The 13,094-nt window shown below is 45.5% G+C and carries 17 protein-coding genes; 6 read left to right on the forward strand and 11 right to left on the reverse strand.

Features of this window, described 5'->3' with window-relative positions:
* Window positions 1-51 precede the first annotated feature (51 nt).
* Window positions 52-174 carry a hypothetical protein gene (locus ACP14Y_RS12590; protein WP_424963314.1) on the forward strand — a complete coding sequence of 41 codons (123 nt, stop codon included), beginning with the start codon at window positions 52-54 and terminating at the stop codon, window positions 172-174.
* A 311-nt stretch (window positions 175-485) separates the two neighbouring features.
* Here ACP14Y_RS12590 and hisC read toward each other — a convergent pair whose 3' ends face one another.
* The 11 genes from hisC to ACP14Y_RS12645 form a co-directional block, all read right to left on the reverse strand.
* Window positions 486-1,577, reverse strand: a complete 1,092-nt coding sequence (hisC, locus tag ACP14Y_RS12595) for a histidinol-phosphate transaminase (RefSeq protein WP_424963315.1) — start codon at window positions 1,575-1,577, stop codon at window positions 486-488.
* Between the two features lie 43 nt (window positions 1,578-1,620).
* Window positions 1,621-2,004 carry a hydroxyphenylacetyl-CoA thioesterase PaaI gene (gene paaI, locus ACP14Y_RS12600; RefSeq protein ID WP_424963316.1) on the reverse strand — a complete coding sequence of 128 codons (384 nt, stop codon included), beginning with the start codon at window positions 2,002-2,004 and terminating at the stop codon, window positions 1,621-1,623.
* Window positions 2,005-2,202: 198 nt separating this feature from the next.
* Window positions 2,203-3,363 carry a 3-hydroxyacyl-CoA dehydrogenase NAD-binding domain-containing protein gene (locus ACP14Y_RS12605; protein WP_424963317.1) on the reverse strand — a complete coding sequence of 387 codons (1,161 nt, stop codon included), beginning with the start codon at window positions 3,361-3,363 and terminating at the stop codon, window positions 2,203-2,205.
* On the reverse strand, window positions 3,363-4,142 hold the full coding sequence (locus tag ACP14Y_RS12610; RefSeq protein ID WP_424963318.1) for an enoyl-CoA hydratase-related protein: 780 nt from the start codon (window positions 4,140-4,142) through the stop codon (window positions 3,363-3,365). The genes ACP14Y_RS12605 and ACP14Y_RS12610 overlap by 1 nt, the downstream gene beginning before the upstream one ends.
* A gap of 438 nt (window positions 4,143-4,580) precedes the next feature.
* Entirely contained in the window at window positions 4,581-5,042 is a 462-nt protein-coding gene (paaD, locus tag ACP14Y_RS12615) for a 1,2-phenylacetyl-CoA epoxidase subunit PaaD (RefSeq protein WP_424963319.1), read from the reverse strand.
* Window positions 5,042-5,740, reverse strand: coding sequence for a GNAT family N-acetyltransferase (locus ACP14Y_RS12620; protein ID WP_424963320.1), 699 nt, complete (start codon window positions 5,738-5,740; stop codon window positions 5,042-5,044). The genes paaD and ACP14Y_RS12620 overlap by 1 nt, the downstream gene beginning before the upstream one ends.
* A gap of 155 nt (window positions 5,741-5,895) precedes the next feature.
* Window positions 5,896-6,648: a 1,2-phenylacetyl-CoA epoxidase subunit PaaC gene (gene paaC, locus ACP14Y_RS12625; protein WP_424963321.1), complete on the reverse strand. Its 753-nt coding sequence runs from the start codon at window positions 6,646-6,648 to the stop codon at window positions 5,896-5,898.
* A gap of 80 nt (window positions 6,649-6,728) precedes the next feature.
* Window positions 6,729-7,010, reverse strand: coding sequence for a 1,2-phenylacetyl-CoA epoxidase subunit PaaB (gene paaB, locus ACP14Y_RS12630; RefSeq protein WP_424963322.1), 282 nt, complete (start codon window positions 7,008-7,010; stop codon window positions 6,729-6,731).
* A gap of 89 nt (window positions 7,011-7,099) precedes the next feature.
* A complete protein-coding gene (gene paaA, locus ACP14Y_RS12635) occupies window positions 7,100-8,044 on the reverse strand; it encodes a 1,2-phenylacetyl-CoA epoxidase subunit PaaA (protein ID WP_424963323.1) in 945 nt (314 codons plus the stop codon).
* A 61-nt stretch (window positions 8,045-8,105) separates the two neighbouring features.
* Complete coding sequence (paaE, locus tag ACP14Y_RS12640) at window positions 8,106-9,170, reverse strand: 1,2-phenylacetyl-CoA epoxidase subunit PaaE (protein ID WP_424963324.1); 1,065 nt, start codon at window positions 9,168-9,170, stop codon at window positions 8,106-8,108.
* A 42-nt stretch (window positions 9,171-9,212) separates the two neighbouring features.
* Window positions 9,213-9,689: a hypothetical protein gene (locus ACP14Y_RS12645; RefSeq protein WP_424963325.1), complete on the reverse strand. Its 477-nt coding sequence runs from the start codon at window positions 9,687-9,689 to the stop codon at window positions 9,213-9,215.
* A gap of 50 nt (window positions 9,690-9,739) precedes the next feature.
* On the opposite strand from ACP14Y_RS12645, the gene ACP14Y_RS12650 reads away from it, so the two are divergent.
* The 5 genes from ACP14Y_RS12650 (at window position 9,740) to ACP14Y_RS12670 (ending at window position 13,094) form a co-directional block, all read left to right on the forward strand.
* The gene (locus ACP14Y_RS12650; protein WP_424963326.1) at window positions 9,740-10,369 is read left to right on the forward strand and encodes an LON peptidase substrate-binding domain-containing protein; all 630 of its coding nucleotides are present in this window, start codon (window positions 9,740-9,742) and stop codon (window positions 10,367-10,369) included.
* Between the two features lie 62 nt (window positions 10,370-10,431).
* Window positions 10,432-10,890, forward strand: coding sequence for an NADH-quinone oxidoreductase subunit A (locus tag ACP14Y_RS12655; RefSeq protein ID WP_424963327.1), 459 nt, complete (start codon window positions 10,432-10,434; stop codon window positions 10,888-10,890).
* The gene (locus tag ACP14Y_RS12660; RefSeq protein ID WP_424963328.1) at window positions 10,887-11,426 is read left to right on the forward strand and encodes an NADH-quinone oxidoreductase subunit B; all 540 of its coding nucleotides are present in this window, start codon (window positions 10,887-10,889) and stop codon (window positions 11,424-11,426) included. Before ACP14Y_RS12655 ends, ACP14Y_RS12660 begins: the two co-directional genes overlap by 4 nt.
* Window positions 11,416-11,898: an NADH-quinone oxidoreductase subunit C gene (locus tag ACP14Y_RS12665; RefSeq protein ID WP_424963329.1), complete on the forward strand. Its 483-nt coding sequence runs from the start codon at window positions 11,416-11,418 to the stop codon at window positions 11,896-11,898. The genes ACP14Y_RS12660 and ACP14Y_RS12665 overlap by 11 nt, the downstream gene beginning before the upstream one ends.
* 2 nt (window positions 11,899-11,900) lie before the next feature.
* Window positions 11,901-13,094, forward strand: coding sequence for an NADH-quinone oxidoreductase subunit D (locus tag ACP14Y_RS12670; RefSeq protein WP_424963330.1), 1,194 nt, complete (start codon window positions 11,901-11,903; stop codon window positions 13,092-13,094).

The following is a 13,094-nucleotide window of genomic DNA, read 5'->3' on the forward strand; positions in this document are numbered from 1 at the left end:
AATAAGAGGTTTAACTAAAGATGTGTTGAGTTATTATCAAGGCGTATCCATTTGCGATTTAGACGGGATGGGAGCGGATACCGTGTACGAGCGGACAGTCCGGATGAGGGTGGAGGTGGAATGGGATTTTTCTCTCTTAAGAATTTTGTAGATGCTTCACTTCGTTCAGCATGACACATCATATTTTGTTTGTTGCGAATAAACCTAGCATGTCATTCTGAGCGCAGCGAAGAATCTTTGTCATTGGATGAGATGCTTCGTTCCTCAGCATGACATCTAATGTTTATAAGCTGCCTATTAACTAGAACGTCACCCTGAATTTGTTCCGTCGCGGAGCAGTCAGGGTCTAACATCCCCCTGCCAGCGCTTTTACAACCCCCTAACCCCCTTTGTTAAGGGGGAATTGTCCTGAAAGGAGAATGCGTTCTTGTTGGATTCCCCCTTTTAAAAAGGGGGGTGCGGTAGATCTTGGGAAGGAGGGGGATTTATAAAATCTCCTCCAATGCCTGGATGCACATCTGGTTTTCTTCGGGGCGGCCGACGGAGATGCGGATGCAGTGGCTGATGGGGTCGTAGAGTGGGCGTACGAGCACGCCGCGTTCCATGAGCGCGTTGAAGACCTTCATTACTTCGTCTTTGTCCTTCCAGACGGTCATCACAAAGTTGGCGTAGGAGGGGACGTAGCGGATGCCGAGCCGGTCGAATTCCTTGTAGAGGTATTGGAGCTGCCTGGTGTTGTTGTCGATGGATTTTTTGAGGAAGGCGGTATCCTGTAGCGCGCCGATACCTGCGGCCTGTGCCAGCGCAGTGGGCTCAAAGGTGAGCTTCACCTTATTGAGCGCATCGATGATCTTTTCATGCCCGATCCCGAATCCGAGTCGTACGCCGGCGATCCCGTAGGCTTTGCTGAAGGTACGCAGCGTCAGGATGTTGGGGTAGTCCATCTTGAGGGAGTTGGGGAAGTCGGGGTGCAGCGCCTCGGAGTATTCGAAGTAGGCTTCATCCACGATCACAAGGATGTGGTCGGGCACGTGCTGCATGAAGCTGTCGAGCTCCTGCTGGGTGATCATGGTGCCGGTCGGGTTGTTGACGTTGGCGAGGTAGATCACCTTGGTGTTGCGGTTGATCCGGCTTTTGATGGCTTCCAGGTCAAAGGCGTAGTTGTCGGTCATCGGCATGGCCACACACCGCGCATTGTTGATACGTGCCCAGTTGTAGATGATCACAAAGCCTCCTTCGGAGGTAAGGAACTCATCTTCTCCGGTGCACATCGCGCGGATGGCGTGCATGAGCACAGATTCCGAGCCATTCCCCATAAAAATTTGGTTTTCCGACTTGCCGTACCGTTTGGCCAGGGCGGCTTTCAGGTCGCGGGAGACCGGGTCAGGGTAGTAGTTGATGGACTCATACGCATCGATCACTGCCTGCTTGGACTTGGGCGAGTAGCCGAGCGTGTTTTCGTTGTTCCAGAGGATGGCGACCTTTTCCCATCCGTATTCCTCCTTCAGCTGTGGGATGGTTTTGCCTGGCTGGTAGCTTTTGATTGCGGCGATGTGATCAGGTATCTGTATGTTCATGTTTTTCTAGTATCTAGTCGTCAGTCGATAGTCAACAGTCTTTTCAACCCACGTCCCATTCTTCTTGTTTACGGAAAACCACTCCTTTAAACAACCCCACTAATTCATCTCCACGCGTCACTCTCACTATATATTGCCCCAGGCTTTTGGAGATGCTTTCCTTTTCAGCGGTGGCGATCAGCTCATCACCCTCGAAAATCGGTTTGATGTGGTTGATCGACGTTTCAATGGAAACCGCTTTTTGTCCGTGGGAGTTCGAGGCAAACGCAAAAGCAGAATCAGCGAGTGAAAAAGAGATGCCTCCATGTGCTACACGGTGACCGTTGAGCATTTCTTCTCGCACGGTCATTTTGATCCGGGCATAGCCTTCCCGTACCTCGAGCACGTCTACTCCCAGCCACTGACTGAAGGAGTCGTTGGCCATCATCTCGACGACTATTTTTTCGGGTTTGGTTTGCATGATTTGCTTTAAAACTATCTCAAATTTTATTCAAAAAAGACTCCTATAGACTCCTCTTGGTAGCGGTCCGACGTTTCGGAGTGAGAGGGGGCTTTCATTTAAAATGTCTTTTTGATTAAAATCATTCACTTACCCACCCCTAACCCCTCCAAGGAGGGGAATAAGTCAACCATAAAATCTCTGATTTTCCTCCTTCATTCTCCGTAACAACGGACTGCACCGGTAGCGGTCTTCGCGGTACTCATCGTACAGCGCATCCATTTTCTCTACGCACCAATCAATGCCTTTTTCATCGGCCCACTTGAGCAGGCCTTTCGGGTAGTTCACGCCCTTAGTCATGGCGGTATCAATGTCTTCTCTGCTGGCGATGTTCAGGAACAAGGCGTCTGCCGCTTCATTGATCAGCAGAGCGAGTGTGCGATCGAGAATAGCTTGTCCTAGTTTCTCGTCCTTTTTCGGTTCCGGTTTTACTGCGCCTTCAGTATAGTCATAATAGCCTCGGCCTGACTTGCGTCCCAGGAATCCGGCTTCTGACATGCGTTTTTGGGTAAATGACGGTCGGTAGCGTGGGTCGTAGAAGAACGAAGCGAACACGGTTTCGGTCACCGTATAGTTGATGTCGTTTCCAATGAAATCCATTAGCTCAAACGGCCCCATGCGGAATCCACCCAGCTCTTTCATCGCCCAGTCGATCGTAGCAAAATCGGCTATTCCTTCCTCGTACATGCGCAACGATTCCCCGTAAAATGGTCGTGCCACTCGGTTCACGATGAAGCCCGGCGTATCTTTTGCGAGTACGGTCAGTTTTTTCCAGCTATCAACCCAGTTCTTGGCTTGTTGCGTTGTTTTATCTTCGGTCTGTACCGCTGGGATGATCTCCACTAAGGGCATCAATGGTGCAGGATTGAAAAAGTGGATACCTACAAATCTTGACGGGTCTTTCAATGCTGAACCGATGGAGGCAAGTGAAAGGGAAGAGGTGTTGGAAGCGATGATCGTGTCTTCCCGTACGATCTCTTCGACTGCCTTAAAGACTTTCTGCTTAATCTCCAGATTTTCAACAATCGCCTCGATCACCAGGTCCGAGTTTTCAAAAAACTGCTGATCTTCTGTAAAGTCAATTCGACCTAAAATCTTGTCAGCGGTTTCCTGATCGATTTTTTCTTTTTCCACGAGTCGGTTCATCACCTTGACCAGGCTGGAAGATGACTTCTCCAGGATCTCAGAATTAGTATCGTTGATCACCACGTCCCATCCGGCCGTGGCAGCAACCTGCGCTATGCCGGTCCCCATGGTGCCGGCTCCTATCACACTTAATTTTGGCATTACTCTCCTTTAAAATTCGGTTTTCGTTTTTCAATGAAGGCCTGAACACCTTCTTTGTAATCGTATGTTTCAGTGGCTTTGAACTGCCACTCTTTTTCCAGTTCCAGCTGCTGGTTCAGGTCATTCGTAAACGACTGGTTCAGCAGGTGCTTGGTATAGGCTAACCCTTTCGTTGGCATGTTGGCCAGTTTCTGTGCAATCTTTTCTGCTTCTTCGGCGAATGCATCGTCGCTAAATACTTTATAGATCATGCCCATCTGCTCTGCTTCCGATGCGGATACCTTGTCGCCCAGCATCATCAAGGCAGAGGCTTTTCCAAATCCAATGATACGTGGAAGCGTGAACGTTCCGCCACTGTCAGGCACCAATCCGATTTTACTGAAGGCTTGGATGAAGGCAGATGACTCTGTTGCAACACACACATCACATGCCAGTGCGATGTTTGCACCAGCACCAGCAGCCACACCATTAACAGCTGCTATGATCGGTTTTTCAATGGTACGGATTTGTTTGATGATCGGGTTGTAGTGTTCGTCTACGATCCGCTCGATCTCCAGTCCATTGTCGGCGATGGCTTCCTGCAGGTCTTGCCCCGCGCAGAATGCTTTGCCGTTTCCGGTAAGCATAATCGCTCGAACAGTATCATCCTTAGCGAAGGAATCCAGCGCCTTTTGCACGGCCATAGCCAGTTCTTTATTGAAGCTATTGAAGACATCCGGACGGTTGAAGGTCAGGATGCCAAGGGTGTCTTTTTTGGTTATTTGAAGGGTGTCTGACATGTGGGTAATGTTTGGATTTGCGAAGTTAAAAGATTTGTAGTTTTGATCCGCCTCGAGCCGGCTGGGCTTTCTTCTTTAACCCCTCAAGCCGGGGAGGCTCTTCATTTTTGCCTAGATGCAAAAACGAAGCAAAAAGATCACGACAAAATCAATCCAGCTTGCCCTCAAGGCCCACACGTGATTTTGCCGGTATCGCCGTTCCGGCGATTAGGAGATGTGCTTTCCATAGCCAAGGGCTATGCAAAATTACTAAGGGCCTTGAATCATGAGCGTGAATAAAAATTGAATAAAGTCGGAATGTATTGCAAAACCGCTGTTTGAGCCGACGCAGGAGGCGAGGTTTGGTTTTGCTTACGCAAGCAATTCAATTTTTTAGCGAAGGATTCATAGCCTTGATTTTTTCCTTCTTTTTCATCAAGGAAAAAGGAGAGAAGAGCTTTAATGACACTTAAAATAATCAAAGGGCTCCAGGCAGTCTTTGCACTTGAAAAGCGACTTACAGGCCGTAGAGCCGAACTCACTAACGAGCTCGGTGTTTTTTGAGCCACATTGAGGACACTTGATGTTCTCCGGAGCAGTGGGGTTGGGCGGGGCGATTCCGTACTCTTTGAGTTTTTGCTTCCCCTTTTCCGTCATCCAGTCGGTGGTCCAGGCAGGGGAGAGAACCGTAGAGATCTTGAAATGCTCTATGCCTTCTTTTTTCAGGGCATTGTGGATGTTCTTTTCGATTTCCAGCATGGCAGGGCAGCCGGAGTAGGTAGGGGTGATGATCACTTCGACAAAATCATCTGTGATGAGTACATCTCGTATGATGCCCAGGTCACGTACCGAGATGACCGGAATCTCCGGGTCGGTGACGTTTTCAAGGATGTGGTAGATATGGTTTTTATCGATGACCATTACGCAAATTCATAATAGGTGCTATAATCTTTGAACCCCATTTTTTTATAAATGTTCAAGCCGTCTTCGGTTCCCTGAAGGATGGCGTTTTTATAGCCCAGTTCCTTTGCTCTATTTAATGCAAAAGTTAAAAGGGTGGTTCCAATTCCACGCCCTCTATATTTTTCTAATGTAGCAAAACCGTAGAAACCAATGGTGTTTTCATCTGTTGGGAATAACTCAACACATGAAGCTGGTTGTCCTTCGTGGTAGTAAATAAGTAGTTGAATGTGATTGGCAGGGTTAAGATAGTGCTTCGAAGTGAGGTCGTAATACTGCAAAACATCCTGATCCGGAGGCGACCAATTTTCTGCGATGACATTAGCATAGGTCTCTAATTGCTCATTGATTTTTACTTTTTTAATGTTTTGATGCCTTGCATCTTCGATGGGTTGAAATGTATCAAGCGCTAACCCCATCCCGACCTCACTGGCCTGCTCTTCAATATCGAGTGCTTTGAAGGCATATTTTACCTGGGGGCTTAAGTTCTCCTGATTGATCCAGATGCAGTAATCCAGATTGTTAATTTTGTAATAGGTTAACGCTTCATCTAATTCATTTTTCGAAAGCTCGGGATGTGTGATGTATAGGATATTGAACGTATCACAAGATAGTCCACTGTCTACATATATCAGGTGCTCTGATTTGATCACCTTCATAGATTCACACAGTAAAGGAATGTTTGTTGCGTGTAATTGGAAATTTTGGGAGATAAGGTCTCTCATGGTAGTCAGTGAAACGTCTGAATTGTTGATTAGTATTCTTTCTTATCTCCACCAATTAATTGTTTCACGAATAGACTAATTCGCCAAAATCACCACTCCTGTCCGGGATACGCTCGTTGTAGGAATTGTAGATCCGAAAGGATATATCCCAGATGTTCCGTGTGCGTACCGTCTTTACCCCCTTCATGTGTGTAGGTGCTTTCCGGAACCTCTAAGGTTGCTTCTGTCAGCACTTCACGGATTTGGGCATCTCTCTTTTCCTTCAATGCCGCCAGGTCCACTCCATATCCTTCTTCGAGTGCCTTTAGCTCCGTTTCATTGGGTTTGGTCAACTCACCGGCATACGACCACAACTCATCGATGGCTGCTTTCATGCGGTTGTGGCTTTCTTCAGTACCATCGCCGAGTCGGATCACCCAGTCGCTACTCCACTTTACATGATACAGTGCTTCTTTGTGTGATTTTGCTGCGATTGCTGCTAATTGCTCGTCGTTGCTATTCATCAACATCTCGTAGTAGTGTACACTGAACGTGTCATACAGGAACTGCCGGAAGATTGTCTGAGCAAAATCGCCATTAGGCATCTCTGTTAGCAATACATTTCGGTAATCCCATGCATCTCGGAAAGCGACGATTTCATCTTCCGATTTTCCTTCCCCTTGAATTTCGGCTGCATACTGATACCACATGCGTGCTTGCCCGATGAGATCCAGGCTAATGTTGGTCATGGCAATGTCCTGTTCCAGTATGGGTCCGTGCCCACACCATTCAGCGAGTCGCTGGCCCAGGATCAGGCAGTTGTCAGCGTGTTGGATGACGTAGTTATATAAGTTTTGATTCATTGATAGACCACAGTTTTTAGTCGATAGTCGACAGCTTCACCATAACTAATAGGCTATGGACTGAACGCTGTGGACTAAAATTACATATGCTTTACTTCGTCAGGCAGATCATAAAATGTCGGATGTCTGTACACCTTGTCTTTCGCTGGCTCGTACATCGGATCGGAATCGTCCGGATCAGACGCAGTAATATTTTCCGACTTCACCACCCAGATGCTCACCCCTTCATTTCTGCGGGTGTACACATCACGAGCATTCTGTATTGCCATTTCTTCATCAGCAGCGTGGAGACTACCTACATGTTTGTGATTAAGTCCTGCCTTACTTCGAATGAAGATTTCCCATAGAGGCCAATTTTTCATGTTTCTAAATATTTAGTCACCCTGAACTCGTTTCAGGGTCTTTTTTCAGTTAATGTAGATGCTGAACCAAGTTCAGCATGACTTAAAAATCACGCAGCTGCCTGCTTTCTTTTTGCTTTTTTTTCTGCATAAGCATTGGCCGCATCACGAACCCATGCACCATTATCATAAGCATTTCTTCGAGCATCTACTCGCTGCTTATTACAAGGGCCATTTCCTTTGATCACATTGAAAAACTCTTCCCAATCGATTTCTCCAAAATCATAGTGACCTCTTTCTTTGTTCCATTTTAGATCCGGATCTGGAATGGTAATCCCAAGCAAGTCTGCCTGCGGTTTGCTGACGTCAACGAATTTCTGCCTTAGCTCATCATTTGTGAATCGTTTGATGCCCCACCGCATGGACTGCTCCGTATGTGTTGAATCTTTATCTGTCGGACCAAACATCATCAATGCCGGCCACCACCACCGATTCAGCGCATCCTGTGCCATTTTCTTTTGTTCTTCAGAGCCTCTACACAATGTGAGCATGATTTCGAATCCCTGACGCTGGTGGAAAGATTCTTCTTTACATACCCTCACCATGGCACGTGCATACGGCCCGTATGAAGCCCTGCACAGCGGTACCTGATTCATAATAGCCGCTCCATCAACCAGCCAGCCAATCGCACCTATGTCTGCCCAGGTCAAGGTCGGGTAATTGAAGATAGAAGAGTATTTAGCTTTTCCAGAATGAAGATCCTGAAGAAGCTGATCTCTTTCTACACCGAGGGTCTCACAAGCGCTGTATAGATAAAGTCCATGCCCTGCTTCATCCTGCACTTTTGCCAGTGCGGCCGCCTTTCTACGCAATGTAGGAGCCCGAGTAATCCAGTTTGCTTCTGGAAGCATGCCCACAATTTCCGAGTGAGCGTGTTGAGAAATCTGGCGGATCAATGTTTTTCGATAGTTCTCAGGCATCCAGTCTTTGGGCTCGATGCGGATGTCTTTATCGATCTTCTCGTTAAAATGATCTTCTAATCGCTTTATGTCCATCTTCTAATGCTTTGTTTCAAAATTACTTAACACGTATGAATTCCTCTTTGTTCGGTTAGAATCAAACATCAAAATTCAGCTTCACCTTATCTGTCTTAGGATAGGATTGGCAGCTTAACACCAGCCCTCGTTCCAATTCATCCGGTTCGAGTGCATAGTTTACATCCATTTCTACTTCTCCTTCCTCTACTTTACAAACACACGTGGAACAAACGCCTCCTTTGCAAGCATAAGGCAAGTCGGCACCATTATCAAACGCCACATCCAAAATAGACTTATCAGAATCGTATGGGAAGGTTAGACTATTACCATCAAGTACTACCGTAATTTCCGCATGAGCTTTTTCATGCTTTACCTCTTTTTCTTTTCCACCAAGTTTGCCCTCAGGCGATGTGAACAATTCTAAGTGGATGCGGTCTTCGGGGACTCCCAGGTTTTTGAGCTCACTTTGAACAGAAAGCATCATTTCTTCTGGTCCACAAGTGAAGTAGTGGTCTACAGATTCTGGGTCAAAGAACAGCCGTGCATAAGATTGAATTTTTTCACCATCAATTCTTCCATTGAACATATCGGACTCCTGCCGTTCCTTGCTTAGCACATGATACAGACTAAATCGGCCCATGTATCGATTTTTTAGTGCTTCTAATTCCTCCTGAAAAATGATAGAGCCTGTTCTACGATTCCCATAGAATAAAGTGAATTCACTCTCAGGCTCTGTCCGCAGGGTTGTTTCAATGATAGACATGATCGGTGTGATCCCGCTTCCACTTGCAAATGCCACATAAGAATTGGCATTTTCAGGATTTAATGGTACATAAAAATGGCCATGTGGAGGGTTTACTTCGATTTCATCTCCAGCTTTCAAATCCTCGTTGGCCCAGGTAGAAAATCTCCCACCATCTAATTTTTTGATTGCTATTGTTAGTCTTTCATCAATGGGGCAAGAGCAGATGGAGTAAGATCGACGGGTGTCTTCTCCATCAATGTCTTTCTTCAATGTAAGGTGCTGGCCTTGAGTAAAGGAGAACTCCTCTCTTAAATTTTCGGGTATTTCAAAAGTCACTGCTACAGAATCCTCCGTGGGTCTGGAAAGTGTGGCGACTTTAAGGGTGTGAAATTTTGCCATGTTGAATTTTTGGGTGAGGCAAAACTAACCATCGAAATGGTTTTAAGATTGGTTTAAGCCAAGCTTCTCCCTGATTTTTATCACCTTCTCTTCCACAGTCTCTTCCAAGGGGTGACTGAGCAGGTAAAACTTTTCTCCATTATCCAGTTTTAAATAGGCCCGATATTCATGATCTGTCACTACATTTTGTCTGTTGGAAAGCGAATACATCGTTTGCTTCGTCTTCACCCGATTAATAAAAATTTTTTCTATTGATTCATATTTTATCGGTTTTCCAAACTTGTGCCCCATGGTCCAAATCCCATCAAATATGGTTTTCTTTTCTTCATTGACAATGATGATGTAAGAGGCAAACCAAATACCAGGTAAAAATGAAGCGATAGCAATCGCAATAAAAATGGACCAGGGTTCAGGCAAGGCATCCATCAGTGAAATTGTGATGACCACCATGATTATTGCAGAGACCAATCTGATGGGTAAATTCACTACTTTTCCTTTATTTATTCGAACAATCCTCATTGCTGGTCTAAAGTACCAAACTATTTTCGCACTACCGAGTTTTCAACGCTATGAAAGAAATTGCGCTTTTCCCTTTGAATATTGTGGCGTTTCCCGGAGAGGCAGTTAACCTTCACGTCTTCGAGCCACGTTACAAGGCATTAATCAACGATTGCCTGGAAGCAAAAGACACTTTTGGGATCCCATCTTATGTTTTAAATAAAATTGAATTAGGGACTGAGGTAGAGATTGTAGAGGTGACAAAAAAATACGATGATGGTCGAATGGATATAAAAACCCAGGCAAAGCAGGCTTTTCATGTATTGGATTTTTGGAATCCCTGGGGCGAGAAGGAATATGCTGGAGGAAAAATTGACTACCTGCTATCAGGGGATGATGTGGGTGACCCCAGCTTGCTTTATCAGTTTAAAGAAATGAGTGCTCGACTATTCGGGTGGCTTGACGAGGTGGAGGTGCCTGATATTTCCACCATAAACTCTGTCTTTGATATTGGTCATAAAATAGGATTAAAGCCTGAAGAGGAATACAAGCTCCTGACTATGAGTGATGAGAATGAGCGATTGCAATTCGCTATTGCACACCTGGAACATTTACTTCCTGCATTGGAAAGGGCACAAAATGCACAGGAACGGATCAAGCAAAATGGACACTTTAAACATTTGGATCCATTGAAATTCTAATAGGATTGTATTAAGCGACACTTTTCATTTAATATCTCATTGATTCCCTGTAATTTCCCATTATGATTGAAATCAGTGGTTTTGGTGTCGTGCTTTTATTTCTCATTGGGGGAATTGCTTTCCTGATGATAACGATGTTGGTAGGTAAAATACTACGCCCATCCAGACCCACACCTGAGAAGCAAACTACATACGAATCCGGGGAGGAGCCGTCAGGAACTGCATGGGGTCAATTCAATGTGCGTTTTTATATTATCGCACTCATATTTTTACTTTTTGAGGCTGAACTGGTTTTTCTTTTTCCTTGGGCTACAGTATTTGGCAAAGAAGAATTGATGCAACAGACAAAAGGCCTTTGGGGTAAATTCTCTATGATCGAAACATTCATTTTTATTGGAATTCTTTTTATTGGCCTGGCGTATGTATGGGCAAAGGGCATGCTGGAATGGGTGCGACCAAAGCCAAAATCTTCGAGCTTTCAATCTAAGATTCCGGCGAATGCATATGATAAGTTTAAATGAGCGAATCAAAAGAAATAAATATTGGAGCTTTAAAGTCCGGTGAGGGAGGAATCATCGTATCAAAATTGGATGACCTTTTGAACTGGGCGAGGCTGAGTAGTCTGTGGCCTGTCGGATTTGGTCTGGCTTGCTGTGCGATAGAGTTTATGTCTACTTCAGCTTCTGCATACGATCTGGATCGTTTTGGAGTCATCCCACGAAACTCACCGCGACAGGCAGATGTGATGATCGTTTCAGGGACGGTTACATTTAAAATGGCTGAACGGGTAAAACGACTGTATGAGCAGATGGCAGATCCAAAATATGTTATTTCTATGGGCTCCTGTGCAAACTGTGGAGGTCCGTATTGGGAGCATGGCTATCATGTATTGAAAGGTGTAGATCGTGTGATTCCTGTGGATGTGTATGTTCCGGGCTGCCCGCCCAGACCAGAGGCTTTAATTGGTGGATTTTTGAAGTTGCAGGAGAAAATCAGAACTGAGTCAGTGCTAGCCCCAAAAGCATTGGAAAAATTAATGGAGAAAGATGCAGTTTGAAGAAATCAAATCTTTGATTGAGACAGAGTTTCCTAGAGCTGTGCTAGGCGAGGATGAAGGATCTACTCCTAGGGCTTTATTGATTCATGCGGATCATATTGTTTCGGTTTGTAACTTCCTGCATGCTAACGAAAAAACCTATTTCGACTCTCTTTCCTGCCTGACAGGGCTGGACAATGGAGAAGAAAAGAATACGGTGGAGGTGATTTACAATTTGTACAGTATTCCGCACGATTTGCATCTGGCTTTGAAAGTCGAATTAGATCGAGAAAAACCCAAAATCGATTCTTTAATAGAAATCTGGAGAACTGCTGACTGGCATGAGCGGGAAGCATATGATTTGTTGGGAATACAATTCAAAGGTCATCCTGATCTTAGGAGAATTTTGCTCCCCGGTGATTGGGAGGGACATCCACTCCGTAAAGATTATGTGGAGCAGGAGAAGTACCATGATGTAAAAGTGAAATATTAATCATGGTAGAATCATTCCTTACAAAATCTGAGCCGCTTAAATACCGTGAGGAGGACCTCAAAACCGAGGAAATGATTGTTAACCTCGGTCCGCAGCACCCATCCACCCATGGAGTTCTACGACTGGAAGTGGTCACCGATGGTGAGATTGTTGTGGATGTCATTCCACACATGGGATATTTACACCGATGCTTTGAAAAACACGCCGAATCTCTGGCCTATAATCAAACCATCCCATATACAGACCGAATGGATTACACGGCGGCCATGAACAATGAGTGGGCGTTTGTGATGGGAGTGGAGAAGATGTTGGGTATTGACAAAGAAATCCCTAAACGCATAGAGTATACACGTGTATTGGTCTCAGAATTGAACCGATTGGCAGCTCACTTTATCGCTATAGGAACGTACGGAATGGACATTGGAGCAGTGACTCCTTTCCTCTGGATGATGCGGGATCGTGAGCACATTCTGCGTATGCTTGAGTGGGCGAGTGGTGCACGCATGCTTTATAATTATATCTGGGTTGGTGGCTTATTTTATGATCTGCCAGTTGATTTTGAAGAACGAGCTAAACAGTTTGTTGATTACCTGAAGCCTAAGTTAAAGGACTCAGAGACGCTGCTGATCAACAATAAAATTTTCATAGAACGAACGGCTAATGTCGGTGTGCTTCCCAAAGATCTAGCCATCAACTATGGTGTTACCGGCCCCATGCTTCGAGGCTCGGGTTTACGATATGATTTAAGAAAAATAGACGGATACAGTGTCTATCCGGAGCTGGATTTTGAAGTTCCTGTTGGTGAGGGGAAAATGGGGGCTGTGGGTGATTGCTGGGATCGAAACTGGGTTCGATATCAGGAATGCTGGGAGTCGATAAAGATCATCGAGCAGTGTGTGGAAAAACTTTTGGGAGAGCACAAGCGGACCAAAGAATTTGATCCCCGTGCGATGGTACCAAAGAAAATCAGACCAAAGGCCCAGGATTTTTACATTCGTGCAGAAAACCCGAAAGGAGAGCTTGGGTACTTTTTTCGAGCAGACGGGCGATCTGATCAGCCGTTGAGGTGCAAAGCCAGAGCACCAAGTCTAAGTAATCTTTCAGTGCTGGCAGAAATCAGCAGAGGCTGTATGCTGGCCGATTTATTTGCTATTTTAGGTTCGATGGATTTAAATATGGGCGAAGTAGATCGCTAG

Source organism: Ekhidna sp., assembly GCF_965247405.1.
Classification (GTDB): domain Bacteria; phylum Bacteroidota; class Bacteroidia; order Cytophagales; family Cyclobacteriaceae; genus Ekhidna.

Coding starts and splice junctions, on each gene's coding strand:
- paaA (WP_424963323.1), bottom strand. CDS start 8,044: ATGGACATAAAGCGATTAGAAGATCATTTTAACGAGAAGATCGATAAA.
- ACP14Y_RS12645 (WP_424963325.1), bottom strand. CDS start 9,689: ATGAGGATTGTTCGAATAAATAAAGGAAAAGTAGTGAATTTACCCATC.
- ACP14Y_RS12605 (WP_424963317.1), bottom strand. CDS start 3,363: ATGCCAAAATTAAGTGTGATAGGAGCCGGCACCATGGGGACCGGCATA.
- paaI (WP_424963316.1), bottom strand. CDS start 2,004: ATGATGGCCAACGACTCCTTCAGTCAGTGGCTGGGAGTAGACGTGCTC.
- paaD (WP_424963319.1), bottom strand. CDS start 5,042: ATGGTCATCGATAAAAACCATATCTACCACATCCTTGAAAACGTCACC.
- ACP14Y_RS12610 (WP_424963318.1), bottom strand. CDS start 4,142: ATGTCAGACACCCTTCAAATAACCAAAAAAGACACCCTTGGCATCCTG.
- paaB (WP_424963322.1), bottom strand. CDS start 7,010: ATGAAAAATTGGCCTCTATGGGAAATCTTCATTCGAAGTAAGGCAGGA.
- ACP14Y_RS12665 (WP_424963329.1), top strand. CDS start 11,416: ATGCAGTTTGAAGAAATCAAATCTTTGATTGAGACAGAGTTTCCTAGA.
- ACP14Y_RS12620 (WP_424963320.1), bottom strand. CDS start 5,740: ATGAAGGTGATCAAATCAGAGCACCTGATATATGTAGACAGTGGACTA.
- ACP14Y_RS12655 (WP_424963327.1), top strand. CDS start 10,432: ATGATTGAAATCAGTGGTTTTGGTGTCGTGCTTTTATTTCTCATTGGG.
- ACP14Y_RS12660 (WP_424963328.1), top strand. CDS start 10,887: ATGAGCGAATCAAAAGAAATAAATATTGGAGCTTTAAAGTCCGGTGAG.
- paaE (WP_424963324.1), bottom strand. CDS start 9,170: ATGGCAAAATTTCACACCCTTAAAGTCGCCACACTTTCCAGACCCACG.
- paaC (WP_424963321.1), bottom strand. CDS start 6,648: ATGAATCAAAACTTATATAACTACGTCATCCAACACGCTGACAACTGC.
- ACP14Y_RS12650 (WP_424963326.1), top strand. CDS start 9,740: ATGAAAGAAATTGCGCTTTTCCCTTTGAATATTGTGGCGTTTCCCGGA.
- ACP14Y_RS12670 (WP_424963330.1), top strand. CDS start 11,901: ATGGTAGAATCATTCCTTACAAAATCTGAGCCGCTTAAATACCGTGAG.
- hisC (WP_424963315.1), bottom strand. CDS start 1,577: ATGAACATACAGATACCTGATCACATCGCCGCAATCAAAAGCTACCAG.